The organism is Streptantibioticus ferralitis, from assembly GCF_029223525.1.
GTDB lineage: Bacteria > Actinomycetota > Actinomycetes > Streptomycetales > Streptomycetaceae > Streptantibioticus_A > Streptantibioticus_A ferralitis.
In genome coordinates this window covers 1-21,776 of sequence record NZ_JARHTQ010000043.1, presented here as the reverse complement: position 1 = coordinate 21,776, position 21,776 = coordinate 1, and the positions used below count along the sequence as shown (strand labels likewise).

24 protein-coding genes are annotated in these 21,776 nt (G+C 67.7%); 13 read left to right on the top strand and 11 right to left on the bottom strand.

Annotation, left to right across the window (positions count from 1 at the left end; genetic code table 11):
• Nucleotides 1-18: 18 nt before the first annotated feature.
• A complete protein-coding gene (locus P2L57_RS35945; RefSeq protein WP_275822003.1) occupies nucleotides 19-1,188 on the top strand; it encodes a hypothetical protein in 1,170 nt (389 codons plus the stop codon).
• Between the two features lie 70 nt (nucleotides 1,189-1,258).
• Here P2L57_RS35945 and P2L57_RS35940 read toward each other — a convergent pair whose 3' ends face one another.
• Both P2L57_RS35940 and P2L57_RS35935 read right to left on the bottom strand, forming a co-directional pair.
• Entirely contained in the window at nucleotides 1,259-2,212 is a 954-nt protein-coding gene (locus P2L57_RS35940) for an SUMF1/EgtB/PvdO family nonheme iron enzyme (protein WP_275822002.1), read from the bottom strand.
• Between the two features lie 76 nt (nucleotides 2,213-2,288).
• Entirely contained in the window at nucleotides 2,289-3,065 is a 777-nt protein-coding gene (locus tag P2L57_RS35935) for an aminotransferase class IV family protein (protein ID WP_275822000.1), read from the bottom strand.
• Between the two features lie 199 nt (nucleotides 3,066-3,264).
• Here P2L57_RS35935 and P2L57_RS35930 point away from each other — a divergent pair, with 199 nt between their 5' ends.
• Entirely contained in the window at nucleotides 3,265-3,810 is a 546-nt protein-coding gene (locus tag P2L57_RS35930) for a hypothetical protein (RefSeq protein ID WP_275821999.1), read from the top strand.
• Between the two features lie 232 nt (nucleotides 3,811-4,042).
• Here the strand turns inward: P2L57_RS35930 and P2L57_RS35925 are convergent, their stop codons facing one another.
• The gene (locus P2L57_RS35925; RefSeq protein WP_275821997.1) at nucleotides 4,043-4,753 is read right to left on the bottom strand and encodes a hypothetical protein; all 711 of its coding nucleotides are present in this window, start codon (nucleotides 4,751-4,753) and stop codon (nucleotides 4,043-4,045) included.
• A 272-nt stretch (nucleotides 4,754-5,025) separates the two neighbouring features.
• On the opposite strand from P2L57_RS35925, the gene P2L57_RS35920 reads away from it, so the two are divergent.
• The 6 genes from P2L57_RS35920 to P2L57_RS35895 all read left to right on the top strand — a co-directional run bounded on the left by P2L57_RS35920 (nucleotide 5,026) and on the right by P2L57_RS35895 (nucleotide 12,688).
• The gene (locus tag P2L57_RS35920; protein WP_275821995.1) at nucleotides 5,026-5,334 is read left to right on the top strand and encodes a hypothetical protein; all 309 of its coding nucleotides are present in this window, start codon (nucleotides 5,026-5,028) and stop codon (nucleotides 5,332-5,334) included.
• 495 nt (nucleotides 5,335-5,829) lie between these two features.
• Nucleotides 5,830-7,182 (top strand): hypothetical protein, encoded by a 1,353-nt coding sequence (locus P2L57_RS35915; RefSeq protein WP_275821993.1) that lies wholly within the window; start codon nucleotides 5,830-5,832, stop codon nucleotides 7,180-7,182.
• 85 nt (nucleotides 7,183-7,267) lie between these two features.
• The gene (gene dnaB, locus P2L57_RS35910) at nucleotides 7,268-8,650 is read left to right on the top strand and encodes a replicative DNA helicase (protein ID WP_275821991.1); all 1,383 of its coding nucleotides are present in this window, start codon (nucleotides 7,268-7,270) and stop codon (nucleotides 8,648-8,650) included.
• Nucleotides 8,651-8,667: 17 nt separating this feature from the next.
• Nucleotides 8,668-10,845: a hypothetical protein gene (locus tag P2L57_RS35905; protein WP_275821989.1), complete on the top strand. Its 2,178-nt coding sequence runs from the start codon at nucleotides 8,668-8,670 to the stop codon at nucleotides 10,843-10,845.
• Nucleotides 10,842-11,612, top strand: coding sequence for a hypothetical protein (locus P2L57_RS35900; RefSeq protein ID WP_275821988.1), 771 nt, complete (start codon nucleotides 10,842-10,844; stop codon nucleotides 11,610-11,612). Before P2L57_RS35905 ends, P2L57_RS35900 begins: the two co-directional genes overlap by 4 nt.
• A 182-nt stretch (nucleotides 11,613-11,794) precedes the next feature.
• Nucleotides 11,795-12,688 carry a hypothetical protein gene (locus tag P2L57_RS35895; protein WP_275821986.1) on the top strand — a complete coding sequence of 298 codons (894 nt, stop codon included), beginning with the start codon at nucleotides 11,795-11,797 and terminating at the stop codon, nucleotides 12,686-12,688.
• A 69-nt stretch (nucleotides 12,689-12,757) separates the two neighbouring features.
• Here P2L57_RS35895 and dapF read toward each other — a convergent pair whose 3' ends face one another.
• Nucleotides 12,758-13,645, bottom strand: a complete 888-nt coding sequence (gene dapF / locus P2L57_RS35890) for a diaminopimelate epimerase (protein WP_275821984.1) — start codon at nucleotides 13,643-13,645, stop codon at nucleotides 12,758-12,760.
• Complete coding sequence (locus P2L57_RS35885) at nucleotides 13,642-13,893, bottom strand: hypothetical protein (protein WP_275821981.1); 252 nt, start codon at nucleotides 13,891-13,893, stop codon at nucleotides 13,642-13,644. The genes dapF and P2L57_RS35885 overlap by 4 nt, the downstream gene beginning before the upstream one ends.
• A gap of 107 nt (nucleotides 13,894-14,000) precedes the next feature.
• Between P2L57_RS35885 and P2L57_RS35880 the strand changes: the two genes are divergently transcribed.
• Together P2L57_RS35880 and P2L57_RS35875 are read left to right on the top strand one after the other, a co-directional pair.
• Nucleotides 14,001-14,762 (top strand): GntR family transcriptional regulator, encoded by a 762-nt coding sequence (locus P2L57_RS35880; RefSeq protein ID WP_275821978.1) that lies wholly within the window; start codon nucleotides 14,001-14,003, stop codon nucleotides 14,760-14,762.
• Nucleotides 14,763-14,805: 43 nt separating this feature from the next.
• Nucleotides 14,806-15,714, top strand: a complete 909-nt coding sequence (locus P2L57_RS35875) for a hypothetical protein (RefSeq protein ID WP_275821976.1) — start codon at nucleotides 14,806-14,808, stop codon at nucleotides 15,712-15,714.
• A 247-nt stretch (nucleotides 15,715-15,961) separates the two neighbouring features.
• Here P2L57_RS35875 and P2L57_RS35870 read toward each other — a convergent pair whose 3' ends face one another.
• Nucleotides 15,962-16,546 carry a GNAT family N-acetyltransferase gene (locus tag P2L57_RS35870; protein ID WP_275821974.1) on the bottom strand — a complete coding sequence of 195 codons (585 nt, stop codon included), beginning with the start codon at nucleotides 16,544-16,546 and terminating at the stop codon, nucleotides 15,962-15,964.
• A 219-nt stretch (nucleotides 16,547-16,765) separates the two neighbouring features.
• Between P2L57_RS35870 and P2L57_RS35865 the strand changes: the two genes are divergently transcribed.
• Nucleotides 16,766-17,809, top strand: a complete 1,044-nt coding sequence (locus P2L57_RS35865) for a dihydrouridine synthase (RefSeq protein ID WP_275821972.1) — start codon at nucleotides 16,766-16,768, stop codon at nucleotides 17,807-17,809.
• A 68-nt stretch (nucleotides 17,810-17,877) separates the two neighbouring features.
• Here P2L57_RS35865 and P2L57_RS35860 read toward each other — a convergent pair whose 3' ends face one another.
• The 4 genes from P2L57_RS35860 to P2L57_RS35845 form a co-directional block, all read right to left on the bottom strand.
• Nucleotides 17,878-18,138 (bottom strand): hypothetical protein, encoded by a 261-nt coding sequence (locus tag P2L57_RS35860; RefSeq protein ID WP_275821970.1) that lies wholly within the window; start codon nucleotides 18,136-18,138, stop codon nucleotides 17,878-17,880.
• A 133-nt stretch (nucleotides 18,139-18,271) separates the two neighbouring features.
• Nucleotides 18,272-18,496, bottom strand: coding sequence for a hypothetical protein (locus tag P2L57_RS35855; protein WP_275821968.1), 225 nt, complete (start codon nucleotides 18,494-18,496; stop codon nucleotides 18,272-18,274).
• A 319-nt stretch (nucleotides 18,497-18,815) separates the two neighbouring features.
• Nucleotides 18,816-19,220 carry a hypothetical protein gene (locus P2L57_RS35850; protein WP_275821966.1) on the bottom strand — a complete coding sequence of 135 codons (405 nt, stop codon included), beginning with the start codon at nucleotides 19,218-19,220 and terminating at the stop codon, nucleotides 18,816-18,818.
• 130 nt (nucleotides 19,221-19,350) lie between these two features.
• Nucleotides 19,351-19,554 carry a hypothetical protein gene (locus tag P2L57_RS35845; RefSeq protein ID WP_275821964.1) on the bottom strand — a complete coding sequence of 68 codons (204 nt, stop codon included), beginning with the start codon at nucleotides 19,552-19,554 and terminating at the stop codon, nucleotides 19,351-19,353.
• A gap of 159 nt (nucleotides 19,555-19,713) precedes the next feature.
• Here P2L57_RS35845 and P2L57_RS35840 point away from each other — a divergent pair, with 159 nt between their 5' ends.
• Together P2L57_RS35840 and P2L57_RS35835 are read left to right on the top strand one after the other, a co-directional pair.
• Nucleotides 19,714-19,875, top strand: a complete 162-nt coding sequence (locus tag P2L57_RS35840; RefSeq protein ID WP_275821962.1) for a hypothetical protein — start codon at nucleotides 19,714-19,716, stop codon at nucleotides 19,873-19,875.
• Between the two features lie 83 nt (nucleotides 19,876-19,958).
• A complete protein-coding gene (locus P2L57_RS35835; RefSeq protein WP_275821960.1) occupies nucleotides 19,959-20,315 on the top strand; it encodes a hypothetical protein in 357 nt (118 codons plus the stop codon).
• A 277-nt stretch (nucleotides 20,316-20,592) separates the two neighbouring features.
• Here P2L57_RS35835 and P2L57_RS35830 read toward each other — a convergent pair whose 3' ends face one another.
• Nucleotides 20,593-20,880, bottom strand: a complete 288-nt coding sequence (locus tag P2L57_RS35830) for a hypothetical protein (RefSeq protein ID WP_275821958.1) — start codon at nucleotides 20,878-20,880, stop codon at nucleotides 20,593-20,595.
• Nucleotides 20,881-21,776 lie beyond the last annotated feature (896 nt).

The window sequence follows — 21,776 nt, the reverse complement described above, 5'->3', positions numbered from 1 at the left end:
TGGACAACGCTTGGACATATGGCCATCCCCCCACCCCGGCTCGCGCCCGAGGACGTACGCACCGAGCTGCTGCGGCTGCGCCAGGGCCCCGCCCTCGGCCACCCCGGAGCCGTGACGGCTCTGAGCGACCAGCTCCGCGCGCTGCTGCTGGCCCGCCAGCCGCCGCTGTCCCACGCGGCAAGCGAGACAACGCGCCTGGTAGCGGCTCTGCGCCGAGCGATCGACGCGTTAAGCCCGCACGAACGCCACTACGCCGCCGCCGACTTCAACCTGCTGCCGGAGCACTCCTGGCCCACCCTCACCGAACGGCAGGAATCCCTCGCCCGGGTGCTGGTCTGCTCGGCCAAGACCGTGCGCCGCCACGCTGGACAAGCTCTGGACACCCTCGCCCTGCTCATCTCCGACGGCAGCTACCTGACCGAACGGCCCCTGTCGGCCGACGACGCACCCGCCCCTGCCACCTTGGCCCCGACCGACGGGGCGGTTCGGTTCTTCGGCATCACCGGCACCGCCAACGTGCACGTGGTCTGCTCCACCCTCCCCAAGGGCGCCGACCGGCAGCGGCCAGCGGAACCGCTGTACGCCAGGTACGCCGGCTTCGCCGACCTCGACGCCCTGTTCTACGTTCGCGTCCGGCTCGCCCAGGCGTTCCCCGCCGCGATCATCCGCGACTTCTACCCCGGCGAGTACTACAACGCCGACCCCGACTGCCTGATCGTGCTCGGCGCCCCGCACCGCAACGCCGTCTATGCCGAGTTCGGCCCGCACCTGCCCTGTCGCTTCACCCCGCCCCCGGACGCCGCCATCACCTTCCCCGGCCACGGCGACGTCCGTCTGGCCCCGAGCTGGGCACCGGAGGGCGAGTTGCTGGCGGATCTGACCGTCATCACTCGCCTCACCCTCGACCAGGGCACCACCGTCGTCCTGCTCGGCGGCTGCCTGACCCTCGGCGTCCTCGGCGCCGCCAAATGCCTCCTCAACGGCGAACGCGGCCAGCGCAACACCGCCTACCTGGGCGACCTCGCCCCCGTCGGCGACCTCATCGCCGTCACCGCTACCCGCAAGATCGGCGGCATCACCGACACCCCTGACCTCACCTCCGCCGAGCCGCTGCTGCTGCTCACCCGCGACAGCGCGGGCGGCTTCACCACCCGCCTGGACAACACCGCCCGGTACGGGAGCAGGTGACGCCGGAACACCCCGGGGCCCCCAGTGCCCCTGATGTTGCGGGCTGTTGGGCCGATCTCGGCTGCCCCAGTCAGCGCCCTGCGGCTTCCCCTACCAGCTTCTCAACGTCCTCGACGGTGGCGACGCAGCGGAAGCCGGTGTCGTCGTCGTACATGCGCCGGTCGGCGTCGTTAAACGTGGATGGCGCGGAGCGGAAGAAGGGACTGGTAAATGCCGACCCCTTGAGTTCGTAGCGGCCAGGCGTGGTTTCGGTGGAGCACCATTCCCAGGCGTTGCCACACAGGTCGTAGACGCCGTAGGGGCTGACGCCGCTGTGGTAGCGGCCGACTGGTGTCGTGGCACGGATTCCGGACTCGCGGAAGTTTCCCTTGGCAACCGTTGCGCCGTCTCCCCACGGGTAGACGGCGCCGTTGGTGCCCCTGGCTGCCTTCTCCCATTGCTGCGTGGTCGGCAGTTGCTTGCCGGCCCAGGCCGCGTAGGCGGCTGCGTCGTCGTGCATGACCCAGACCACGGGATGGTCGTAGAGGTTGGATGGGCAGCGACCGTTCTCCCAGTGGCGGGGTGCCGGGTGTCCTGTTGCCGCCGTGAATCGGGCGTAGTCGGCGTTGGTGGTTGGGAACACATCGATGTAGTAGGCCTCGACCCACAGCGGTTCGTTCTCGGTGCCGCTGAGGTAGATCCCGGCAGGGATCTTGGCCGTCATCTTCCCGTCGGCGGGGTGCCGCACGTGCTGCGCTTCTGCTGGCACGGCATCGGTATCGGGGCGCTGGCCGGGGATGTCAACTGGGGGCGGGGTAGTCAGCGCAGCGAACCGGCCTTGCACGTCAGCGGGGGAGCAGGCGAGCAGGGTGTCAAGCGCCTGCTGATTGACGGCGCGGGGTTCGATCTTCTGGCCGCCTGCTTCCCACTTCGACACCATTCGTGGGCTGACACACATTTGTTCTGCAAAATCAACGAGAGTCATGCGTTTCGCCTCGCGAAGCGCTTTGATCTCGCGACCGGTCCACCGGACTACCAGGGCCACTTGTGGTCTCCTCCAGCGCTGGATTCCACAGGTCAGCCTAGTCGTCTGCGGAGCCGGTCTTCGCCGCCCGCCGGGGCTAGAGCTCCTCGCCGGGGATCTGCAGATACTGCTGCTGGAGTTCGGTGAGGATGTAGTGGCCAGCGTTGAGCGCCTGGCCGTCGATGGCGCTGATAGGTCGGACTCCGATAGAGGTGTTGGTGGCGAACGCCGCCTGCATCCGGGGCAGCATGTCCAGGGTCACCGGGGCGGTTACCGACTCGTGAGCCTGCTGGAGGAGATGCATCGTCACCCCGGGAAGGACATCCGCCGTGGGCCAGATGACATCGGTGCCGTCATAGAAGGCGACGTTCCAGGTGCCCCCCTCTGAGATCACGCCGTGAGTATCGGCAAACAGCGCATCGTCGAAGCCTTCACGCTGCGCCTGCCGCCGCAATCGCAACTGGGAGAACAGACCGGTGTGCTTGATGGCTGCCGAGTCGCGGGCGAACGGGAAGGAGCGCACCCGCATCGGGGGAGGCGGCATCGCCCCGGCCGGGCGGGTGGTCACCAGGATCTGCGGCTCGGCGTCGGATCCCGGGTGTCCCATCTCTAGTGCCGGGTCGAAGATCGTGACGCGCACCACGAACGATCCGGTCTTCCCGCCGACGGCCTGCCGGGCGAATCGGAGGACACGATCCGGGTCCAGACCGACATCGAAGACCGCTCGGCAGTCCCGAACAAGTCGGTCCATGTGGAGCGACAGCCCGCGTACGTGGCCGTCATCGATGCGCATGGAAGTGAAATGCCCGTAATTGACCAGTGCCAGCGCCTTGAGGTCTTCGAGTTCGACCGGCGCGCCATTCAAAGTCGCCATGCGGGCCAGTCTGGCATCTGCTGGGAGCCCCGAACCGGGCAGAGGCCCAGGTGAGGCCGCGTAGTTCAGTGAAAGTTCAGTACTGGGGCGGGGGTAGGACATTCCGCCAAAGTGCCCCGTCGACCAGGCTGATAGTGCCCTGAATTGCCCCTGAGCTGCTGGATTGAAGATGACGGCCGAACACGACCAGGTGGGACCGGTGAGCACCGCGACGTGCCGCGCGTTCGACGCTGCTGGATGGCTTCGGCTCTATGCCGTCGTCTACGACTGCCGGCTCGGTCAATGGGGCGAGGTGATGGCGCTCCGGTTCCCCGGCGACGACCCCCGTCAACGGCAACGTGCCTGGCTACGACCGCCCACCGGTGGCCGCGAATGGAACCCCTTGCTGGAGGACCTGAGCAAAACATCTCCCAACGACATCACACCACCGAGGAACGTCATGACCAGGCCGTATCTCGCGGACGCCCACTACACCTCTGCCGAGGTCAAGGCAGTGCGCACCGCGCTCGATGACCTCGCCGCCGTGCTGCACGACATGGCCGTCAAGCACGCCCTCGACGGCTCCTGGCGAACGAGTTCGCGCGGCGTCACAGCCCAACTCGACGAAGGAGACGCGGTGTTGGACGGCTTGTACAGCGCCTTAGGCGCGGCCCGATCCACCATGCGAAAGGTCGACAGCGCCGCGCGAGAACGCTTCCTCCACCACGAGGAGGACGACACGCCCCTGGCCGAGTTGCTCGGCTGATGTGACCACTCCCGCCTGTCGGCATCCAGCGCGCCGACTGCGGGCGGGAGTTGCGGGAAGCGGGGAGCTTGCGCCATCCGGTCATCACTGCGCAGATTCCCCGCTCCACCCGTCGGCCCCTTCCACCGCACGGGGGCCGTCTCCGGGGAACGCCCCCGGCTCCGTGTCCGCCCAACAACTGACCTGGAGCCGGGGGTTACCCATGCGAAGCGCGAACGTGCCGGGTGCGACGTCAGCCGACGAGGCCGGTGCGCAGTTCGTCCAGGCGGCGCAGGACCTGCCGGAGTGTGGCGCTGGCGTCTTCGCCGCCGATCCGGAGGACGCCGACGAGTTGGTCACCCAGCCAGATCGCTTGTGCGGGTTCACTGATCCGGTGCCAGCAGGCGTATGCGCGCTGCGCCGCCCCCCAATACGAGGCGCTGCCTCGCTGCGCCCAGCCGCGGGCGACCGCGAGGTAAGCCTCAACGGCCTCGGCGGCGTTCCCGCCTTCGAGCAGGGTGTGTGCGCGCAGCTCCTGAACGCGCAGGACGTAGGGGTGCCCGTCCTCCTTGTAGTCCTGCATGGCCTGGTCGAGCAGTTGCTGCGCGAGGTGGGCCGCAATGGGGTGTTGGCCGGTCGCGGCTGCGGTTGCGATCGCCGCCATCTGCTCGCGGTAGGCCTCGGGGGCTCGCTGGGCGTCCGGGTTCTCGGTCATCTCACGGCTGGTTCGAGCGTCGTCGATTCGGCCGTCGGGATGGACGACCACCTCATACCGTCCGTCGGGGCCTGTGGCCCTCACCCACACCGACCGTTGTTCGTACTCCGCGATGCCGGTGACGACCTGCAGCACGGCTACGCGGGCCTGCTCCAGGGTGCTGCCGGGCGGCACCGGTACCTCGGCGTCGTCAACCCAACCGCGGCCGTCAGCGGTCAAGGTGACCGTCGTGATCGGTCGTGCAGTCACTGCACACCCCCTCAGCGAAGTAAAGCCGCGTGCGGCCTGCCACACGGGACGTTGACGGACGTCCGTTCCGTCCTGCTGGCACCTATCTGACCACGTGCCTCGGACACCGCGACGCGACGGACCGTACTCGGCACGGCGGTGTCCGCTGCAGGTGGGAGGCTGACGAACGCTCAAGAAACGTAGGAGACACGGATTCCGGTCCTTCCTAAGATCGCCTCTACGGCGATAGGGTCAGTACCTCGGTTCAGTAACAAGAGGGATGGTGAGGTGAGATGGCGCAGAAGAAGCCCGTGCCAGTCGCTGCGAACGCGGACAGGGATCTACTCAAACCCGTGCGGGTCACTGCGGACCTGCCCAAAAGGGAGTTCGCGCTCTTGAAGGCCGCGCGCAAGCTCCACGACGCGTCGACCACCGACATAGCGCGAGCGCTGATCCGTCTGCACGCCGACGATCCCGAGCTGTCTCGCAGGGTCACCGCAGAAATCCTGAAGATGAAGATCGAGCGGTTGGCAGAGAAGTCCCGCGACATGGCCGAACGGCTCCAGGAGCACACCGACGAGAAGGAAGGGGCTGCTGCATGAGCCCCTAAACGCTGCGGGACCCCCCGGCACCACCCGGAGAGTCCCGCAAAAGCTGACCGCACACCCCACGGCTGCCCAGGTTGTTCGCCCAACAACGTTCACCTGTGATCCCGCGGATACTGCTTCACCGCCCAACGGCGGCGTGGTGGCTGTCCGCCCAACACGCTTGAGAGTACCAATGGCGTCCCCGCATGTAGAGTCCGCGCTGCTCGTTGGCCGGATGTTTTGCAACCTTCCAACCTATCGATCCCCCGTCGGCCTTACACAGCCATGGAGCGCGGGCGACGAACTCTGTCCACAACTCAGGCCGGAAATCATCGGCCGCATGTACGAACGACAGCGGCATGGACGGCTCACGGGATTGGCTCCCTCGGCGGCGCCTTGGCCAAGTAACCGATCCCGCCGGGGCGGCATCCCCCTGCTCCATCAGCAGCCGCTCGCGGCCCCGATGCCCACCGTCACGCTGCTGCACCTTCACCCCGTGGAGGTGCAGCAGTGACCTCAAAGCAGGACATCGACGGGACGGCGACCTTCGGCCGGGGTACGGAGCCCGCTCCCGCAACGACCGTGTTGCGTCACATGGTCTACGGCTCTGGCCTGGTCCACGCGCTGGACTACGTGGTGCTGCTGCACCTGCTGTTCATGCTGGAGGAGGACCGGCCGGTCACCGTGAAAGACCTATGGGAGCGCCTACAGGCTGAGGGGATCCGGTCAGCGAAGAACGCGAACGAGTTGGTGGGCCGGGACGCGGTGTACCAGTCGGTGAAGCGTCTCATCGCGGCGAAGTTCGTGTACCGCGTGGAGGAGGGCGCTGCTCCGGGGAAGTTCGGGTCGGTGCGGTACCTGGTGTACCGCCAGCCGGCCTACCACCCGGAGTTCGTCTCTCCGCGGGAGCCGTGGGAGCCGCAGGACGACCCGGATTTCCCGCATGCAAAACCGCAGGTCGGACCGCTTCCCGGAACACCGGAAGCGGGCACCGCCGATTCGTCAAGCGAAGGTAAAACCGCAGGTCGGACCGCTTCCCGGAACGCCGGATACGGGAACGCCGGATACGGCGTTCCGGGAAGCGGTCGCCCGCGCATTCCCGCAGGTCGGACCGCTTACGGCGTTCCGGGAAGCGGTCCCGTTTCCCCCCCCACACCCCCCCAGGAGGAGGTGGAAACCTCCTCCCCCTACCCCCTCACTGACCGCAACGCGGCACAGCCGTCACAGAAGGAGGAAGGGCAGGACGCTGCGCAGCAGCAAATCGACCCGGCTCGCGTTGCGACCGCCGCAGAACTCCTCGCTGATCTGTCGGCACCGTGGACCTGTGGCCGCAAGAGCGTGCGCGAGATGGCTCCGCTGCTGGCCCAGGCTGCTGCTGAGCAGGGCTGGCCGCTGGGACCGGAGTTGGCACAGCACCTGACCCAGAACCCCGGTGGGATCAAGTACAGCTACATGGGCACGCTCAAGAGCCGGATCGAGGACCTGCCTCGCTACCGGCGAGCCGCTGCCGGTCCCGGGGAGCATGTGGCGGGCGAGGCCTGCCGGTACCACCCGACACGAGACGCCGCGACGTGCCCGGTCTGTGCGTCAGTGCCACCGCTCCCGGACGATGAGCCGCCGACCGCCGTGACCGGTGAACCTGACCCCGAACATGTCCGCGCAGGCGAGGCCGCGATGGCCCAGATCCGGCAGAGCATCGTCAACTCGACTCCCGGCGGGAAGTCCGCACGGCGCCGCTCGCGGACGAAGTCCGGGCGCGCCGCTGCCCAGCAGCTCGACGCGGAAGAGTTCGAGCGCAGGCGCGCCCAGGCGCTGACAGGCCTCGAAGCGCTGGAGAACAACTTGCCTGGCGACGGGGCCTGATGGCCCCGCTCACGACTGCGGGTCGCCCCTGTAGCGAGGGGCGACCCGCCGATCCCCGATCCGATGCATCCGGAAATGGAGACCGATGAGCACCACCGTACCGACCCCGACCCCGCCGTTCGACGGTGAAGAGCCGAAGGGTCCCGCCACTTTCCAGCGGATCCCACCGCAGGACCTGGACGCCGAACAGTCGGTCCTGGGCGGGATGTTGCTGAGCAAGGACGTCATCGGCGACGTCGTCGAGGTCCTGCAGAGCAGTGACTTCTACCGGCCCGCCCACGAGACCATCTTCGACACGATCCTCGACCTGTACGCCCAGGGCGAGCCAGCTGACCCGATCACGGCCGCGGCCGAGCTGACCAAGCGCGGTCAGATCAACCGCGTCGGTGGCGCTGCCTACCTGCACACCCTCGTGAACGCGGTGCCCACCGCCGCGAACGCCGAGTACTACGCCGAGATCGTCGCCGACCGGGCCAAGCTGCGCCGCCTGGTGGAGGCTGGCACCCGGATCACCCAGATGGGATACGCCGCCGACGGCGAGGTGAGCGAGATCCTCGACGCCGCTGGCGCCGAGCTGCACAACGCCATCCAGCTGCGCGAGGACTCGGCCACCGTGCGCGTCGGCGACCGGTACGCCGACTACATCGACCGGCTGGAGTACCTGCAAAAGCACGGCGCGGCCAAGGGGGTCCCGACTGGCCTGAGCGACCTGGACACGCTTACCAACGGGCTCCACCCCGGCCAGATGATCGTCGTCGCGGCCCGCCCCGCCATGGGCAAGTCCACACTCGCCCTCGACTTCGCCCGCGCCTGCGCCATCAAGCACGACCGCCCTGCGGCGGTCTTCTCGCTGGAGATGGGCGAGGCCGAGCTGATGAACCGGCTCACCTCGGCCGAGGCTCGGGTCGGACTGCATCACCTGACGTCCGGCAACCCCAGCCCGGACGACTGGCAGCGCATTGCCAAGGTCACCCACCGCATCGCCGACGCGCCGCTGTATCTGGACACCACGGCGAACACCACGGTCATGGAGATCAAGGCCAAGTGCCGGAGGTTGCAGCAGCGCAGCGGCCTGGACCTGGTCGTCATCGACTACCTCCAGCTGATGACCACCGGACGCAAGACGGAAAACCGGCAGGTCGAAGTCTCAGAGATGTCCCGCTCGTTGAAGCTGCTGGCCAAGGAACTCAACGTCCCTGTCGTGGTGCTCTCGCAGCTCAACCGCGGCCCCGAACAGCGCGCGGACAAACGGCCGATGCTCTCTGACCTGCGCGAGAGCGGCAGCATCGAGCAGGACGCCGACCTGGTGATCCTTTTGCATCGTGAAGACGCCTACGACAAGGAGTCCGCCCGCTCCGGCGAAGCCGACCTGATCGTCGCCAAGCACCGCAACGGTCCGACGACCACGATCACAGCTGCGGCGTTGTTGCACTATTCGATGTTCGCCGACATGGCCATGACTGCGTGAGCGCAGAGGAGGACGTGATGAACAGCAAGGAATTCACCGCAGCCCTCGCCGAAGTGCGCGGCGTACGCGATGACATCAAGGCGGTCCGCAAGCAACTGGCGCAACTGGAGGCAGACCGGGACAAGCGGATCCGCGCGCTCGGCGCCTACGACAAGGCCAAGGCTGACCGGATCGCTCCGGCCGCCGGGGTGAGCGTGGGGGACGTGGTGGCTCTCGTGCCTCACCTGGGGCCCTCAGCGACCGCCACAGGGCCTGACAGGCCTCCGCTGATCTCATTGCCCGCAGAAGATCACGACAGGCCGGAAGAAGCCGTTCAGGCGATTCCGCGGCAGGATGGTGCGCTCGCACCGGACCTGCGCCGCACCGAAACCCCGGCCGCCGATTCGAACCTGGAATCCGCCGACACTGCTTCACCTGACGACGAGCCCGACCAGGAGCCCGCCCCGCAGACAGCGGCGCAGGACGGAACCCCGGCTGCAGACACGGCCGTCGACGAGGGACAGGCACGCGAGCTGCCGTCGATCCCGGCTGGGGACCCGGGGGATGCGTGGTTCGCGGCGACACCGGGCCTGGTCTCGACCCGGCCGAACTTCACCCAGCAGCCTCGGCAGATGGCGTTCCTGGACACGGCTACCGGTGTTCTGGTGTACCGGGACCAGACGGTGCGGTTGGACCTCGGCAGCGCGAGTGTGGCGGAGATCTTGACCGCCGTGTTCGCCGAGGTACCTGACAGCGTGGAGCGGCTCTACATCACCGCGGGCGACCCCTGGCACCGCGATGCCGCCCGGCACGCGTTCCTGCGAGACGCTGTCAGCGCATGGCTCAACGCCCCGGTGCCGGGCTGGCAGGCCGAATCGAGCCGGGGCAAGGACCGGCTCGCCGGGCACTTCGTCCATGAGCGCCGCCCGGTCGGCCGGTGGCAACGCGGCAGCCAGCACGTCGAAATCCGCTCAGTCGGGGAGTGGTTCGACCCGGCCGGAGCCGACCCGGCCATGGTCCGCGACGCATTCGTGCTGCTGTGGAAGGCGCTACACCACCACTGGAGCGACGTGGTGCTGATGGGCTCCCCGAGCCAGACCGGCCGGGACCTGTGGACGCGCACGATCCCGGCGAAGCCCGGCTCACGGTGGGCCGAGGGGTACCCGGTGATGTCGGAGGAGATCAGGGGGCTGCTGCACGCGACCGGCGGCCAGGGCCGCGTTGAACTGCTCACCCCGCCGCGCGTACCGGAGAAGCTGCCGCAACTGCTGGAGTACGACCGGACCTTCGCCTACGCCAAACACACCTGGTCCAGCGGCGTGGGCGTGCCGCGCCGGGTCACCGCGCAGGCCTTCGCGGCGATGTCGGCCAAGGAGCAGACCAACGCCCTGTTCGCGCCCAGCCACTGGCAGGTGCGGGTGACCGTCCCCGACGGCTGGGAGCACGTCGGCATCCTCCCGGCGCCCGTGGCCGGAGACCGCGCGTGGCGCTACCCGAATGAGCCCCGGCATACCTTCGTGACCTGGGCGAGCGGCGCGGAGATCAATCTGGCACTGCGTAACCACATCCGCCCCTGGCGGATCGAGATCCTCGACGGGCTGCTGTGGGAGAGCGGCCAGCCGCTGCGGGACTGGTCGAGCAGGCTGAGGGAGGCCTGGAACTCCCTGCAGAGCCTCGCGCAGATGCACGCCGACCCCCGGCAGCGCACCGCCGCGCACCTGGCATCCCGCGCCGTGCGCTCCATCCTCCTGTACGGGATCGGCGGCTTCGCCCAGCGCCCGCGCATCACCACCGGCTCCACCCCGGTCGGCCGTGAGCAGGACGTTCCCGACGGCGCCCAGATCATCGGTGTGGACGGCGAGACCATCACCTGGCAGCGCAACACCGGCTTCAGCCGCGACCCCAACGCCCACCCGGAATGGGCAGTTGACCTGTGGGGCCGCGCTCGCGCGGCGCTGCTGTCCCAGCGCATGCGCGACGACGATGTCTCGGTCGGCGCGCTCCACCTCCCGCCGGGAACGGTGGTGGCGCTACGCACGGACGCCATCTACACCACCCACGCCGCCGCGTGGCCGTACCACGGCGAGCCCGGCGACTACCTACTCAAAGGACGCCTGCCGGGCCCGATCACCGGCCCGCGCACCGAGGAGGAGCTGCTGGCGCTACAGGCCCTCGGCCGCGCCCACCTCGCTGAGGAACAGGAGGCCACCCAGTGACCCCGCGTAGGCGCCGAGGCGGCGGCGAGCAGCAGCTCAACGAGGCAGCGCAGTTGACCAACGAACTCATCGCCGCCGGGTACTCCCGCAAGCAGGTCGCCGACATCCTCGGCCGTAACTCCAGCATCGTCTCCCGCTTTTTCACCCGCGGTCGGGGCACCGGTGGGGCATATGTAGAAGCACTGCGGAATGTGACGCGACGCGTCCGTGAAGGCGGCCCGGCAGATGTCGAGGAATTGCAGGGAATTGCTGCGGCGTATGTGACTCGCCGAACTACCAAGGAGGGAAAAAAGGCCCGGGTCCGCACCAAGGACGTCACCGAGACGCCCGGCCACTCATCCATGGCCCGTGCCGCCAAGCAACACATCAAGTCCGGCGCCTCACGGCTGCGGCCCGTCATCGCCAAGACCGCCGCGGTCGACGGCAAGGTCGCGTTCACCGTCCGCGCGAAGAAGGAAGCGTTCATCCACCCCGCCGGCGCCCGCGTCGACTCACCCGGTGTACGCCGCAACGTCGTCCAACGGGACAAGGACAACACCGAAGAACGCTCCTACGGCCAATCGCCCGGAGCAGGCCAGGGGCCCGGCGGATTCGACGCCGTCGAATGGCAGGGCAAAGTGGACGCCGCTGGCGGAGACGTCGCCGCCGCCGTACAAGGGTGGATGGTGCAGACCGGACGACTACGCCCCGGCGCCGAGATCACCCACCTAGAAGTGCGCGGCTGGAAGCCACCGCCGGAAGAGCCCCGAGGCGGCCGACGCCGCTGAACGTTCGCCGCTGGTGCCCGGAGCACATCCGCCGGGCACCAGCCCCCTGTACGCAGACGGCATACCGGTGCAGCGCGAAGGCGATGGTGACGGAGACGCTCGCCGAGGCGTTCACTGGGAATGTGAGTTACGGCGCTAGCTCTACAAAACGGCCGCGGCGCACGAAAGCACAGGTAGAAGCCTTGCGTGCCGCGCTGTACTCGATCACGGAAGCGGCCCAACCGTGCAGCGTGCGCCACGTGTACTACCTGGGGATCGGGGTTCTGTGGCCCAAGGACACCGCCGGTTCGCGCCGGAACTACTCGGTGCCCGTCCGTGAGCTCGGCTACATGCGGGAGCACGGGATGATGCCGTGGGAGTGGATCACCGACGGCACCCGCATGGTGCGGCAGGAGGTTCAGTACGACTCGCTTGAGGACGCCATGGCGCGCATGACGGAGAGCTACCGGCGGAATCTGTGGGCCTCGCAGAGCCAGCGGGTCGAGGTCTGGTGCGAGAGCGACTCTGTCGCCGGCGTCCTCCAGCCGATCACCTCCGCTTGGGGCGTGGGCCTGTACTCGTGCCGCGGACAGTCCTCGAAGACCTTCGTCTACGAGGCCGTGGAGGAGTACGCCCGGCAGGGCAGAGGTGTCACTGTCATCTTCGCTGGTGATTGGGATCCGACTGGGAGAGCCGTACCCCGATCGGTGGTTGAGCGCATCGGACGCTACGGCAACGGCGGGGTCGACCTGGACTTCCAGCAGATCGCGGTTACCGCAGACGATGTCCGCTCCGGCCAGTTCACCACCCACGACGTGAATACGGCCGACGTCAACTTCCGGCGCTACCGGGAGGAGTGCCTGCGCGAGGGCATCGACCCGCACATCGCGGTTGAGGTCGAAGCCCTCAGTCCCGGCCTGCTACGCCAGCGGCTCGACGAGGCGATCGAGGGCCTGGTCGACGACGTCCGGCAGTGGAACATCTCGTTCAGGACCGAGGAGGCCGAGCGGGAGCTGTTGCAGGCCTTGCAAGGGACGGTGAAGAAGATCGCTCGGCGCTCCGGAGACGAGCTGGCCGCGGAAGACGACGAATCTTGAAGTCCTTCCCCCGCGCCCGCACCGGAGCCAAGCGGAACGCCCGACACAGCACCACAGCACCGCACACGATCACCCAGACATCGCACAGGCACTGAGGTGGACGGTGCCTTGAGCGACGATCTCTGCAGGGCCATTCAGTTCCATGGTCCCGTCAGCACGCACCGCTATGCGCAGTCGGCCGCCGGGGAGGTCCACGGTGTAGTAGGTGGTGCCAGTTTGTTGTGTTCCGTGCAAAGCGGCGGCGACGGCGGCGCAGGCGCCGGTTCCGCATGCACGTGTTTCTCCGACGCCCCGTTCGTGGACGCGCAGTGCGAGGTGGCGGGGCGTGTGGGTGGTGACGAACTCGACGGTGACGCCTGCGGGGTAGGCGTCAGCGGGTGTCACCGTGGGAGAGGTGTGCAGGTCGCCTGCGTGGGCCAGGTCGTCGACGAAGACGACGGCGTGGGGGTTGCCCATGTCCACGTGCACGGCGGGCCAGCGGCGTTGTGCGATGGCGACCTCGATGGTGTCGGGGCCGGGCATGCTGGGTCGGCCCATCAGGACGGTGACATCGCCTTCGAACTCATCGCTACGGGTGGGGACATAGGTCTGGCGGGTTCCGGCGCGGGTTGCGATGGTGAGGGGGCCGGGTGGGCACAGGCCGCTGTCGACCAGGTAGCGGGCGAGAACGCGCAGGCCGTTGCCGCACATCGCGCCTTTGCTGCCGTCGGCGTTGCGGTAGTCCATGAACCACTCGGCGCTGGTCCCCGCCGCTGCGGCTTCGGAGTCGGCGGCGCAGCGCACGGCGCGCAGGATGCCGTCGGCGCCGATGCCCGCGCGTCGGTCGCACAGGCGTACTACGTCGGCCGCGGAGAGCGCGAGGCGGCTGTCGGGGTCGGGCAGGATGATGAAGTCGTTTTTGGCGCCGTGGCCCTTGGCGAAGGGCTGGGCTATCCGGCGCTCGATGCGGTGGGTCATGGGTGGGTGCCGTCTCCCAATTCAACGCGTAGCCAGGCGATTTGCCCGTCCTCGGTGTCGGCCAGGCCGAAGTCGCTGCCCATGTAGAGGATCGTGAGCAGGCTCGACCAGTGGCGGATGAGGTCCGCGGTCACGGTGGCCTCGATCCGGATGGAGCCGTCCTCGGTGATGACGCGGGGCTCAGCGCCCAGAGCGGTGAGCTGCGCGGTCGCCGAGTGGGCGATGGCGATCTGGCGGTCGTAGGCCACTGCACCCCGATCGACCTAGCTACTGACAGTGGTTCTAGTCACTAGATCTTAGCCTAGTGACTAGATTGTCAATCGGTACAGGTCAGCACCCGTGGGCGAGGAGAGGCATGGCTGACGGCACGTCACGATCCTCGGCCTACCTGCGAGTCGCCAGCACGTTCCGTGAGCGGATCGCCGACGGCACCTGGCCCGCCGGGTACCGGCTCCCCTCGCGCGGAACCCTGGGTGCTGAGCTGGGTGTCGGGGAGAACATCATCCGGCGTGCTCAGGAGATCCTGACCGCTGAGGGCCTGCTGGAAGGCCGGGCCGGCTCGGGCACCTACGTGCGCGCCACCTACGAGCGCCGCACCATGCTGCGCACCGAGACTCACCGCACCCCGGGCCTGCTCCCCGCCGGTTTCGACGGCACCTGGGAGGCCAACAGCATCGCCAAGGTCCCGGCACCATCGGACATCGCCTCCCGTCTGGGCATCGCCACCGACGACCTGTGCGTCCGCACCGCCTACGAGGTCCTGGCCAACCGGCAGCCCGTCATGCTGATCACCAGCTGGGAGCCGATGGCCGTCACCGACCGCACCGTCATCGTCCTGCCCGAGGGCGGACCGCTGGCCGGACGCGGGGTGGTGGCCCGTATGGCGCACATCGGCATCACGGTCGCCCGGGTGGTCGAAGTGCCGCGGCCGATCCATCTCGATGAGGACCAGGCGCAGGTGCTGGGGCTGCCCACGGGATCGCAGGCGCTGTTGATCGCCCGCACCTACTACGACACCAGCGGGCGCGCGGTGGAGACCGCGGACATCGTGGTGCCCCCTGAGCGCTGGGACGTCCTCTACGACGTCCCCGTGCCCGCGGCCGGGCAGCCATCGTGAACGGTTTATGGCCCCTTGCGGGCCGAGGAGGGGGAAACGACTCGTGTCTGCACCGCGCCGCACTCCGGCGGCCCGGACCGCCAGCGCACTGGCGTCACCGGCGCTGACCAACGCCATCGGCCTGATCGGGATCGTCACCCCGATCGTCGCCTGGGCCAACTCGGGCCGGGGCGTGAAGAACATCCTGCTGGTCGCGGAGACCGTGATCGTCCTGGTTCTGGTCGCCACCCATATATGGCTGCGTCGGCGCTTTATCACGCTGCGTCGCGCCAATAACCTCAATGCCATGGATGACGCGCACTACTACGACCTGATCCGCGCGCAGTTGGAGAGCGACCTGGTCGCCGAGTACGGGGAGATCGCGGATGGACACCTGCGGGTGTACTCAAGCGAGGTTCCCCGTCTGTCGGTCATGCTCGTCAAGACGCTCATCAGCTCCCAGTCCGAGCCGCAGCGGATCCTGGCGGCCGACCTGACCACCGACCCGTCCCTGCTCACCCGGCGCCGCGAATACCTCGCGGCCAACCGGCAGTTCATCGAGTCCGGCGGCACCATCAGCCGGCTGTTCATCGCCCACGCCGCCGACCTGGCCCGCGAGGACTACACCCGCGACCTGCTCCAGCTCATTTCGCACCACCGGGAGTTGGGTGTCACCTGCGGCCTGGCCGTCCGCGACCGGCTGCGCGCGGAACAGGCCGTGGACTACATCGTCTTCGCGGGCGCGGCCGTTCTGGTCGAAGAGGAACAGGGCGACGCGGACTTCACCAAGGGCCGCTCCAGCGTGTACTTCAAGGGCGTCGACCGCTGGAGCCAGCGGTTCGAATCGGTATGGGGACAAGGCGCCGACTCCGCCCCGCTGGTCCTGCAGAAATACGAGACCCTCGCCCGGCCCATGCTGGATGCCGACACCTGGGACAGCGACCGCGTCAAGGAAGGTGTTGACGCGCTGTAGACCGGCGTCCGATCCCACCGGCGCCCACGCTTTCGGCTTCTGTCTCCATCTGAGGCCGTAACACCTCGATCAAACGGTCAGCTGCCACCGCGCTGGGCATGGTCCAAACGTGCCGACAGCACGGAAACAGGGGAGCGGCCGACCACTGGAAGTGACGAGGCCGCCCCTGAACCGTGCAGGTTCAGGGGCGGCCTCGTCATGCGGGGAGCGCTGCTGGAGTGAGCCGAGAGCCCGGCTTGCAGGCCGGTCAGCTTGCTCCGGCCGGGTGATCCGCGGTCGGTTGACCCCATCGGTCGCCGTTCAGGCCGTAGAGGAAGCCCTCGGTCCACTCGTCCTTGAACCACTGGTCGCTCGGCCCCTCAAGCTGGAAACCCACCCGTTCCAGGAGCCGCGCGGAGCGCAGGTTGCGGGTGTCGCACTCCGCGGAGACGCGGTGCAGGCCGCGGCGTTCGAACAGGTCCCGCAGCACCGCGCGCACCGCCTCGGTGGCATACCCGTGCCGTTGCCGGTCAGCCTTGACCGTGAAACCCAACATGGCCTGCACCAGGTTCTCGTGCAGGTCCACGCCGACATCGCCTATCAGGCACTCGTCGGCCTTGAGTTCGACCGCGTACTGGAACCATCCGGGCTGCCCGAGGTCGGCAGCGGCGAACTCGCGGAGCTTTGCGGCGGCGACGTCGAGCGGCACCGGTGCGGTCCAGGCCTGGTAGCGGGCGATCACCGGGTCCGAGCGGTAGGCAGCGAACACGGGCACGTCGGCCAGCGTGAAGCGGCGCAGGACGAGCCGGGGCGTCTCGAGTAGTACCTGGGTCTCACCTGCGTTGCCGATCATGTACTCAATCCCCCCATGCCGCTTGGCTGACAACCGAGTTACCGCTTCAACAAGAGGCTCTGCGCCTCCGGGAACGTACACGCAGGCGATCTGACGGGGCCACTCGCCCCCGGGCAGCTGCAGCCCCGCGCCGAGCAGCAAAGAAGCTAGTCACTAGATGTACTCTAAGTGATCTCGCGCGGGGATCTCCCGCTTCCTCCTGCCACTTCGGGGTCGCTCATGCTGCTCTGCTTAACCGCCATCGCCACCGGCATCGCCTTGCGCCAGATCGACCGGGCATGGTTCGCCCGCGGCCGACCGCACGCCGCCGACGCCGCCCAGCTCATAGCCCTCCAGCGCGCCCGTGCCAACAACTGGACACCCGCGCTGCTGCTGGTCGGGCAGTGGATACAGATCACCGGCTGGTGGCTGCTCGCCGCCCACGGCCCCCTCGCCGCCGCGGCGGCCGCCGCGGGTGTGGCCGTCCACTTCCGCCACCTGCAGGAGATCAGCCACTTCGCCATCCACGGCGTCCTCGCCCGCACACCGCGCGCCAACCTGCTGCTCGCCGAGGTCTTCGCCCACCGCCCCCTCGGCCTGGCCCCCGCCACCGTCCGACGCACCCGGCACGTGCGCGACCACCACCCCAACGCCACCGTCACCGGCGTCGACCCCAACCTTGAAGAACTCCACCAGGCCGGGCTGCGTCCTGGCGCCGCCCGCCGCCAGGCCGCCATCGCCTTCATCCACCCGCTCACCTGGCGCGGGATCCGCACCACCGCCGCCGGGATCGCCGCCAACGTCGGCCATGCCCCCGGCCGCGTCGCCGCTCTTGCCGCCGTCCTGGCCGCGGCCTACCTGGTCGGCGGCTGGCCAGCCGTGATCTGCAGCGTCCTCGTCCCTCGGCTCCTGCTGTACCCGCAGCTCGCCCACCTCAGCCTCCTGGTGGAACACACCTGGTTCGACCCCCAACCCCGCACCGGCACCCGGGCCTGGGTCGAAGCCGGACGCTGCCTACGGCTGTACCCGCACAACCACGCCCTGGCCCACCTCGCCGCCATCACCTGGCTCCCCTACGGCGACCTCCACCACTACGCCCACTCCGCCCACCCCTCCCTGCGCTGGAACTGCCTACGCGCACTGGAACGCCACCTGAACGAACCGCACTTCACCCCCACCGCCCTGCTCCTCGGCACCAACTCAGTCGCCCACCGACACCTCAACGCCCTCACCCCCGCTGGCCAGCCGAACCAGTGGCAACAGGCCTCCAACGCCAGGGCATGAAAGCACGCAACGTCGACGGCCCGAACCTCGCTGGAGGCCGGGCCGTCGACGTTGGAGGAGATTCAGGTTCAGCCGGCGCTAGGGTCCCGACCGACCAGACGCGAGAGCAGCTCGATGATCTGCGCCTGGTTACGGTTCATCTGCTCGCCCAGCGCGTCGAGGCGGGCATCCAGCCGATCGACCTTTTGATCAAGGTTCCCCACCTGAAGACGCACCGCCGTCAAGTCGCTCTTGACGATCCCGAACTCACGATCGTTCTTCTCCGCGACCTCTTGGAAGCGTCGGGTCAGAGCAGCGAGTTCGTTGTGGGCGATGGGGTCCTCGGGCACGCGGGACACTCCTGCTTGATCATGAAACGAAACGGACATCAGGCCCCTCCACGATATCCCGCCCCCGGACGCCGAACCCCTGCAGTTCCCAGCATGCGTGCTGTGCGATCTGCGGGCTGCCGGTCGAGCTCCTTCACGACCGCCGGGTCCAGTAGTTGCGCGCCTGCTGGGCGGACCGCATCACCTGGTACTCGATGGCCAGCAATCCTGCGAACGCGGCGAACGAGCACAGGAAGACGAACAGTGCCGACCACATCAGGCCCCTGGCACCGGTCACCCCCGCATCGATCACCAGGCCACCGCTGACCGCAGCAGTGAGAAGCGACGCGAAGACGACAGCGACAACTGCACTTTTCAACCTGCTCTTCTCCTTCGGCCCCTCGGCGAATCCCATAAACGTATCCCGTTCGATTCGGCCTCGGTCTCACGTCCGTGTCCGGCCCCGCCGCGCGGCTGGTGTGTCGCCCAACCTGTTGCCGATCTCCGACGAACACCACTCGTCAGCAGGGATGAAGACGATGCACGCGCAGCCCCTCTTGGAGTGACACGCCTCCGGCGGGGAGTGCCCGACGCCCCGTTCAGGGGCGGGTCTGTCATGAAGCCGCAGGCTGTGACCGCACCGCCCGCAGGTCCTCTTCAGCTCGGCACGCACTTCATGCGAAGGCCGAGCAGGAGAATCAGCCTTGCTCGGCGGTAGTGATCGCCTCCATGGTCATGTGGGCGTGGAACGTGTCGTAGGTGTACGTCCGCCACTTCCACTCGCCGTCCTCTAGGCCGGCCCGGATGATGAGGACCGGTCCTTCGGGGTCGTTGGCGACGAGGTTGCGGGCGCTGTCGAGGTGGTGGATCAATTCCAGGTGGAAGCACGGGGGCAACGGCGGGGCCGTCTCTATGCCCCGGTACGGCACATCCGTTTCCGGGGCGTAGACCAGGGCGGTACGCGGCCCTTCGGGGTCGGCGGTCATCGCCGTCAGGGTGCGTAGCTTGCTGCCGTCCATGCGCAAGCTGCGGATCTCGCAGTCCCGCACCAGCGCGAACGTCCCTTCCTGCGTGGTGTTCGTCGCTACCCAGACCGAAGCCATGAATCCCCCTCCGTGGTGCGTCTCGTTGCCGCCGCCCCATCTTCGCGCACGGTGCCGCCGGAAGAGCCGCGGCCGGGGATGTGGTCCGCGTCCGTCCCTTCGCTACCGGCAGGGTGCGGGACGTTAGCGGTCAGGTGCCGTGCGGGCCTGTACCCAGGGTGCGGCGCAGTGCCGACGGCATCCTCGGCGTGTTCTCGGGTGCGTGGTGCGCCGCACTGATGCGTACCGCTTCCGCCGCCTGTTCGGCGGCTGTGCGCCCGCGTAGTGCGGTCGCCTGGTTCGGGGCATCGTCGGTGCGGGGGCCGGTTCCCAGCGGGCGTCGTGGTGCGGTCACGAGTGGCAGTCTGGCGCACTGCGATGCGAGGCGGCGAAGGCGCGGGCCCCCTACGGGCGTTGGGTACTGGTGTATCAGCTGTGTCTGAAGGGCGCATGCTAGGAATCGCCGATATGGGCTTCGCCCAGCAGCCTGAGCGATCCGGTCGGCCTTTATGTCGTGGGCCGGGCCGTCATCGATGGCGACGATCTGCCTGAGCGGCTGGTTGAGCTGGCGACGATGGTGGTGGAGGCCCTGCTGCAGGCTGGCCTGCCGCCGTACGACATGGATGCCGCGGCGGACGGTGAGGAGACCGGGGTGGTCCTGGCCAAGCGGTCGTGAGGGGAACGGCCGCTCCGCACCGTACGGGGCTTGCTTTCGGAAGTTGCCCACCCGACGCCGAGTTCCGGCCTTACCGTGCCACCATGAGCATTCTCCGAAAAGCGGCCAGGCAGCTACCCGAGGAGCGGAAGTCGCTGGACGCCGGGTTGACCGTGGCAGCCAGCATGATCGATGACAACGCCCGCCAGAGCCTGCACGACGGCCGCCTGACAGACTCCGTTGCCGATCTTGTCCAGGCCAGCCGCTCGGTTCAGGGGTGTCTGTATGAGGCCATCGGCCTCGCCCTCGCGGAAGGGACAACGACCTTTGAGGACTTGGCCGCCGAATCGCACCTGTCGCCGGAGTACCTGAAAGAAGCCTACGAACGGTTTGCCCCCGGGATGGATGCCCGGCCCGGACCTGACAAGAACGGCCGCGAGCCCTGGCGCGTCCTGGGCTGACCTCCTTAGAACCACCGCCAGGCTTCGCACAGAAACCGGAGTCGCATGCAGGAGCCCCTCTCGGCCCTTCGGGGCCGGGGGGCAGCAGTTCCCAGTTCCCGCGAGTCCAGCCCCATCGTTTGTCCTCGCCGGGCGGCAGCGCCGTGACCGGCACGACGCAGTGCGGATAGACGAGGAACGCGACGGGGGTGTGCTGTGATGCGCCCATCATGGCATTTCTAGTTTGCAAACCTTCGTCAAGGCGGCGAAGCGACGCAGCCGGGGTGTCGGCACGGTGTCAGTCCTCGTCTTCGTCTGGTTCTGGTTCGCCGGGGCAGTAGTCCCAGTGCTTCTTCCAGGGGTCCAGTCCTGGTCCGGGGATGTTGGCGGCGATCAGGCCGCATCCGGTGCAGCGTTCCATCCGCAGGTCCGGCGGGATCGGGTCCGGCAGCCAGCGCCGCTGTTCGGCGTCCAGCTCCGCGATGTCCACGCGTTCAAGGTGTGCTGACACGGGCTTGCTCCTGGCGGTGGTGATCGGCAGGTAGGGAGCGCCGTACTCCGGCGTCGGCGCGCTGATGCTCGCCATGGTCTTCTCCCTTCGGTTGGTGGCGCTCCATCGTGGTGCCCCCTTCGACTTCGACGAGCGCGTACACGCCGACAACCTCAGCGGCGAGACTGACGAGTTTCTAGTTTGCAAACTTATCCTTTGCTAACTGCGTTGGAGTCTTCGGGATTTGATGGGACGTCTACGTATTCCCGTCTGACGCATTGTTCTTGACGCTCAGTCTGCTTGGTCCCTCTCTATTTCCTGGCAACTAAAGTGCGTAGTTGAGCAAGCTAAAATACAGTCAGCTTTTGAATGAAAGTGGCCTCAACAGGCATCGTGTCTACGGCGAGCGAAAGAGGGAGAGGAATGCAACCTAGAGGACGTCGTAAAACCAGGAATGACAGGAGAGGGAAGCCCGATACTAGCCCCGTGCAACAGAGGCTCTTGTATCACACATACGGCCAGCACGAAAAAGGCGACAAATAGGCACCTCGGCACCTAAGGAAAACCATCTTCACGAAATGCCTTAGCCCGAGAACCACCCCCGCCCCCTCCAGCTGCCAGCCCCTCCACCCGCCACCCGGCACCCCGTATAAACGCCCCGTCAGGGGCGTTGACCTGCTAGGATCTACAGCAGACGCCAAGCCTCCACCCCCGTGATACACCGTCACGCAGGAAGCCCCGAAGGGGCCCAACCCCAGCGGACGCCGAAGGCGACCGCCCCCACCAATCAATCCAAAAAGAGAAACTAGAAGCTCATCCCGAAGGGATGAAAAACCATCACAAACAACAACCAAGAATTCCCGGAACGGGAATTCAAAGCCGCCAACAAAGAGCCCCGAAGGGGCTCGACAAAAACCACAACGAATTCCCCGAAGGGGAATTCTGGTGGGGCGAGAATTCCGAAAGGAATTCGTTTTTAGGCCCTTTAGGGC

Excerpts from the sequence above, each read along its gene's own strand:
- P2L57_RS35945 (WP_275822003.1), top strand. The coding sequence starts at position 19 with ATGGCCATCCCCCCACCCCGGCTCGCGCCCGAGGACGTACGCACCGAG.
- P2L57_RS35935 (WP_275822000.1), bottom strand. The coding sequence starts at position 3,065 with ATGGCGACTTTGAATGGCGCGCCGGTCGAACTCGAAGACCTCAAGGCG.
- P2L57_RS35920 (WP_275821995.1), top strand. The coding sequence starts at position 5,026 with ATGGCGCAGAAGAAGCCCGTGCCAGTCGCTGCGAACGCGGACAGGGAT.
- dnaB (WP_275821991.1), top strand. The coding sequence starts at position 7,268 with ATGAGCACCACCGTACCGACCCCGACCCCGCCGTTCGACGGTGAAGAG.
- P2L57_RS35905 (WP_275821989.1), top strand. The coding sequence starts at position 8,668 with ATGAACAGCAAGGAATTCACCGCAGCCCTCGCCGAAGTGCGCGGCGTA.
- dapF (WP_275821984.1), bottom strand. The coding sequence starts at position 13,645 with ATGACCCACCGCATCGAGCGCCGGATAGCCCAGCCCTTCGCCAAGGGC.
- P2L57_RS35880 (WP_275821978.1), top strand. The coding sequence starts at position 14,001 with ATGGCTGACGGCACGTCACGATCCTCGGCCTACCTGCGAGTCGCCAGC.
- P2L57_RS35870 (WP_275821974.1), bottom strand. The coding sequence starts at position 16,546 with ATGATCGGCAACGCAGGTGAGACCCAGGTACTACTCGAGACGCCCCGG.
- P2L57_RS35865 (WP_275821972.1), top strand. The coding sequence starts at position 16,766 with ATGCTGCTCTGCTTAACCGCCATCGCCACCGGCATCGCCTTGCGCCAG.
- P2L57_RS35850 (WP_275821966.1), bottom strand. The coding sequence starts at position 19,220 with ATGGCTTCGGTCTGGGTAGCGACGAACACCACGCAGGAAGGGACGTTC.
- P2L57_RS35835 (WP_275821960.1), top strand. The coding sequence starts at position 19,959 with ATGAGCATTCTCCGAAAAGCGGCCAGGCAGCTACCCGAGGAGCGGAAG.
- P2L57_RS35830 (WP_275821958.1), bottom strand. The coding sequence starts at position 20,880 with ATGGCGAGCATCAGCGCGCCGACGCCGGAGTACGGCGCTCCCTACCTG.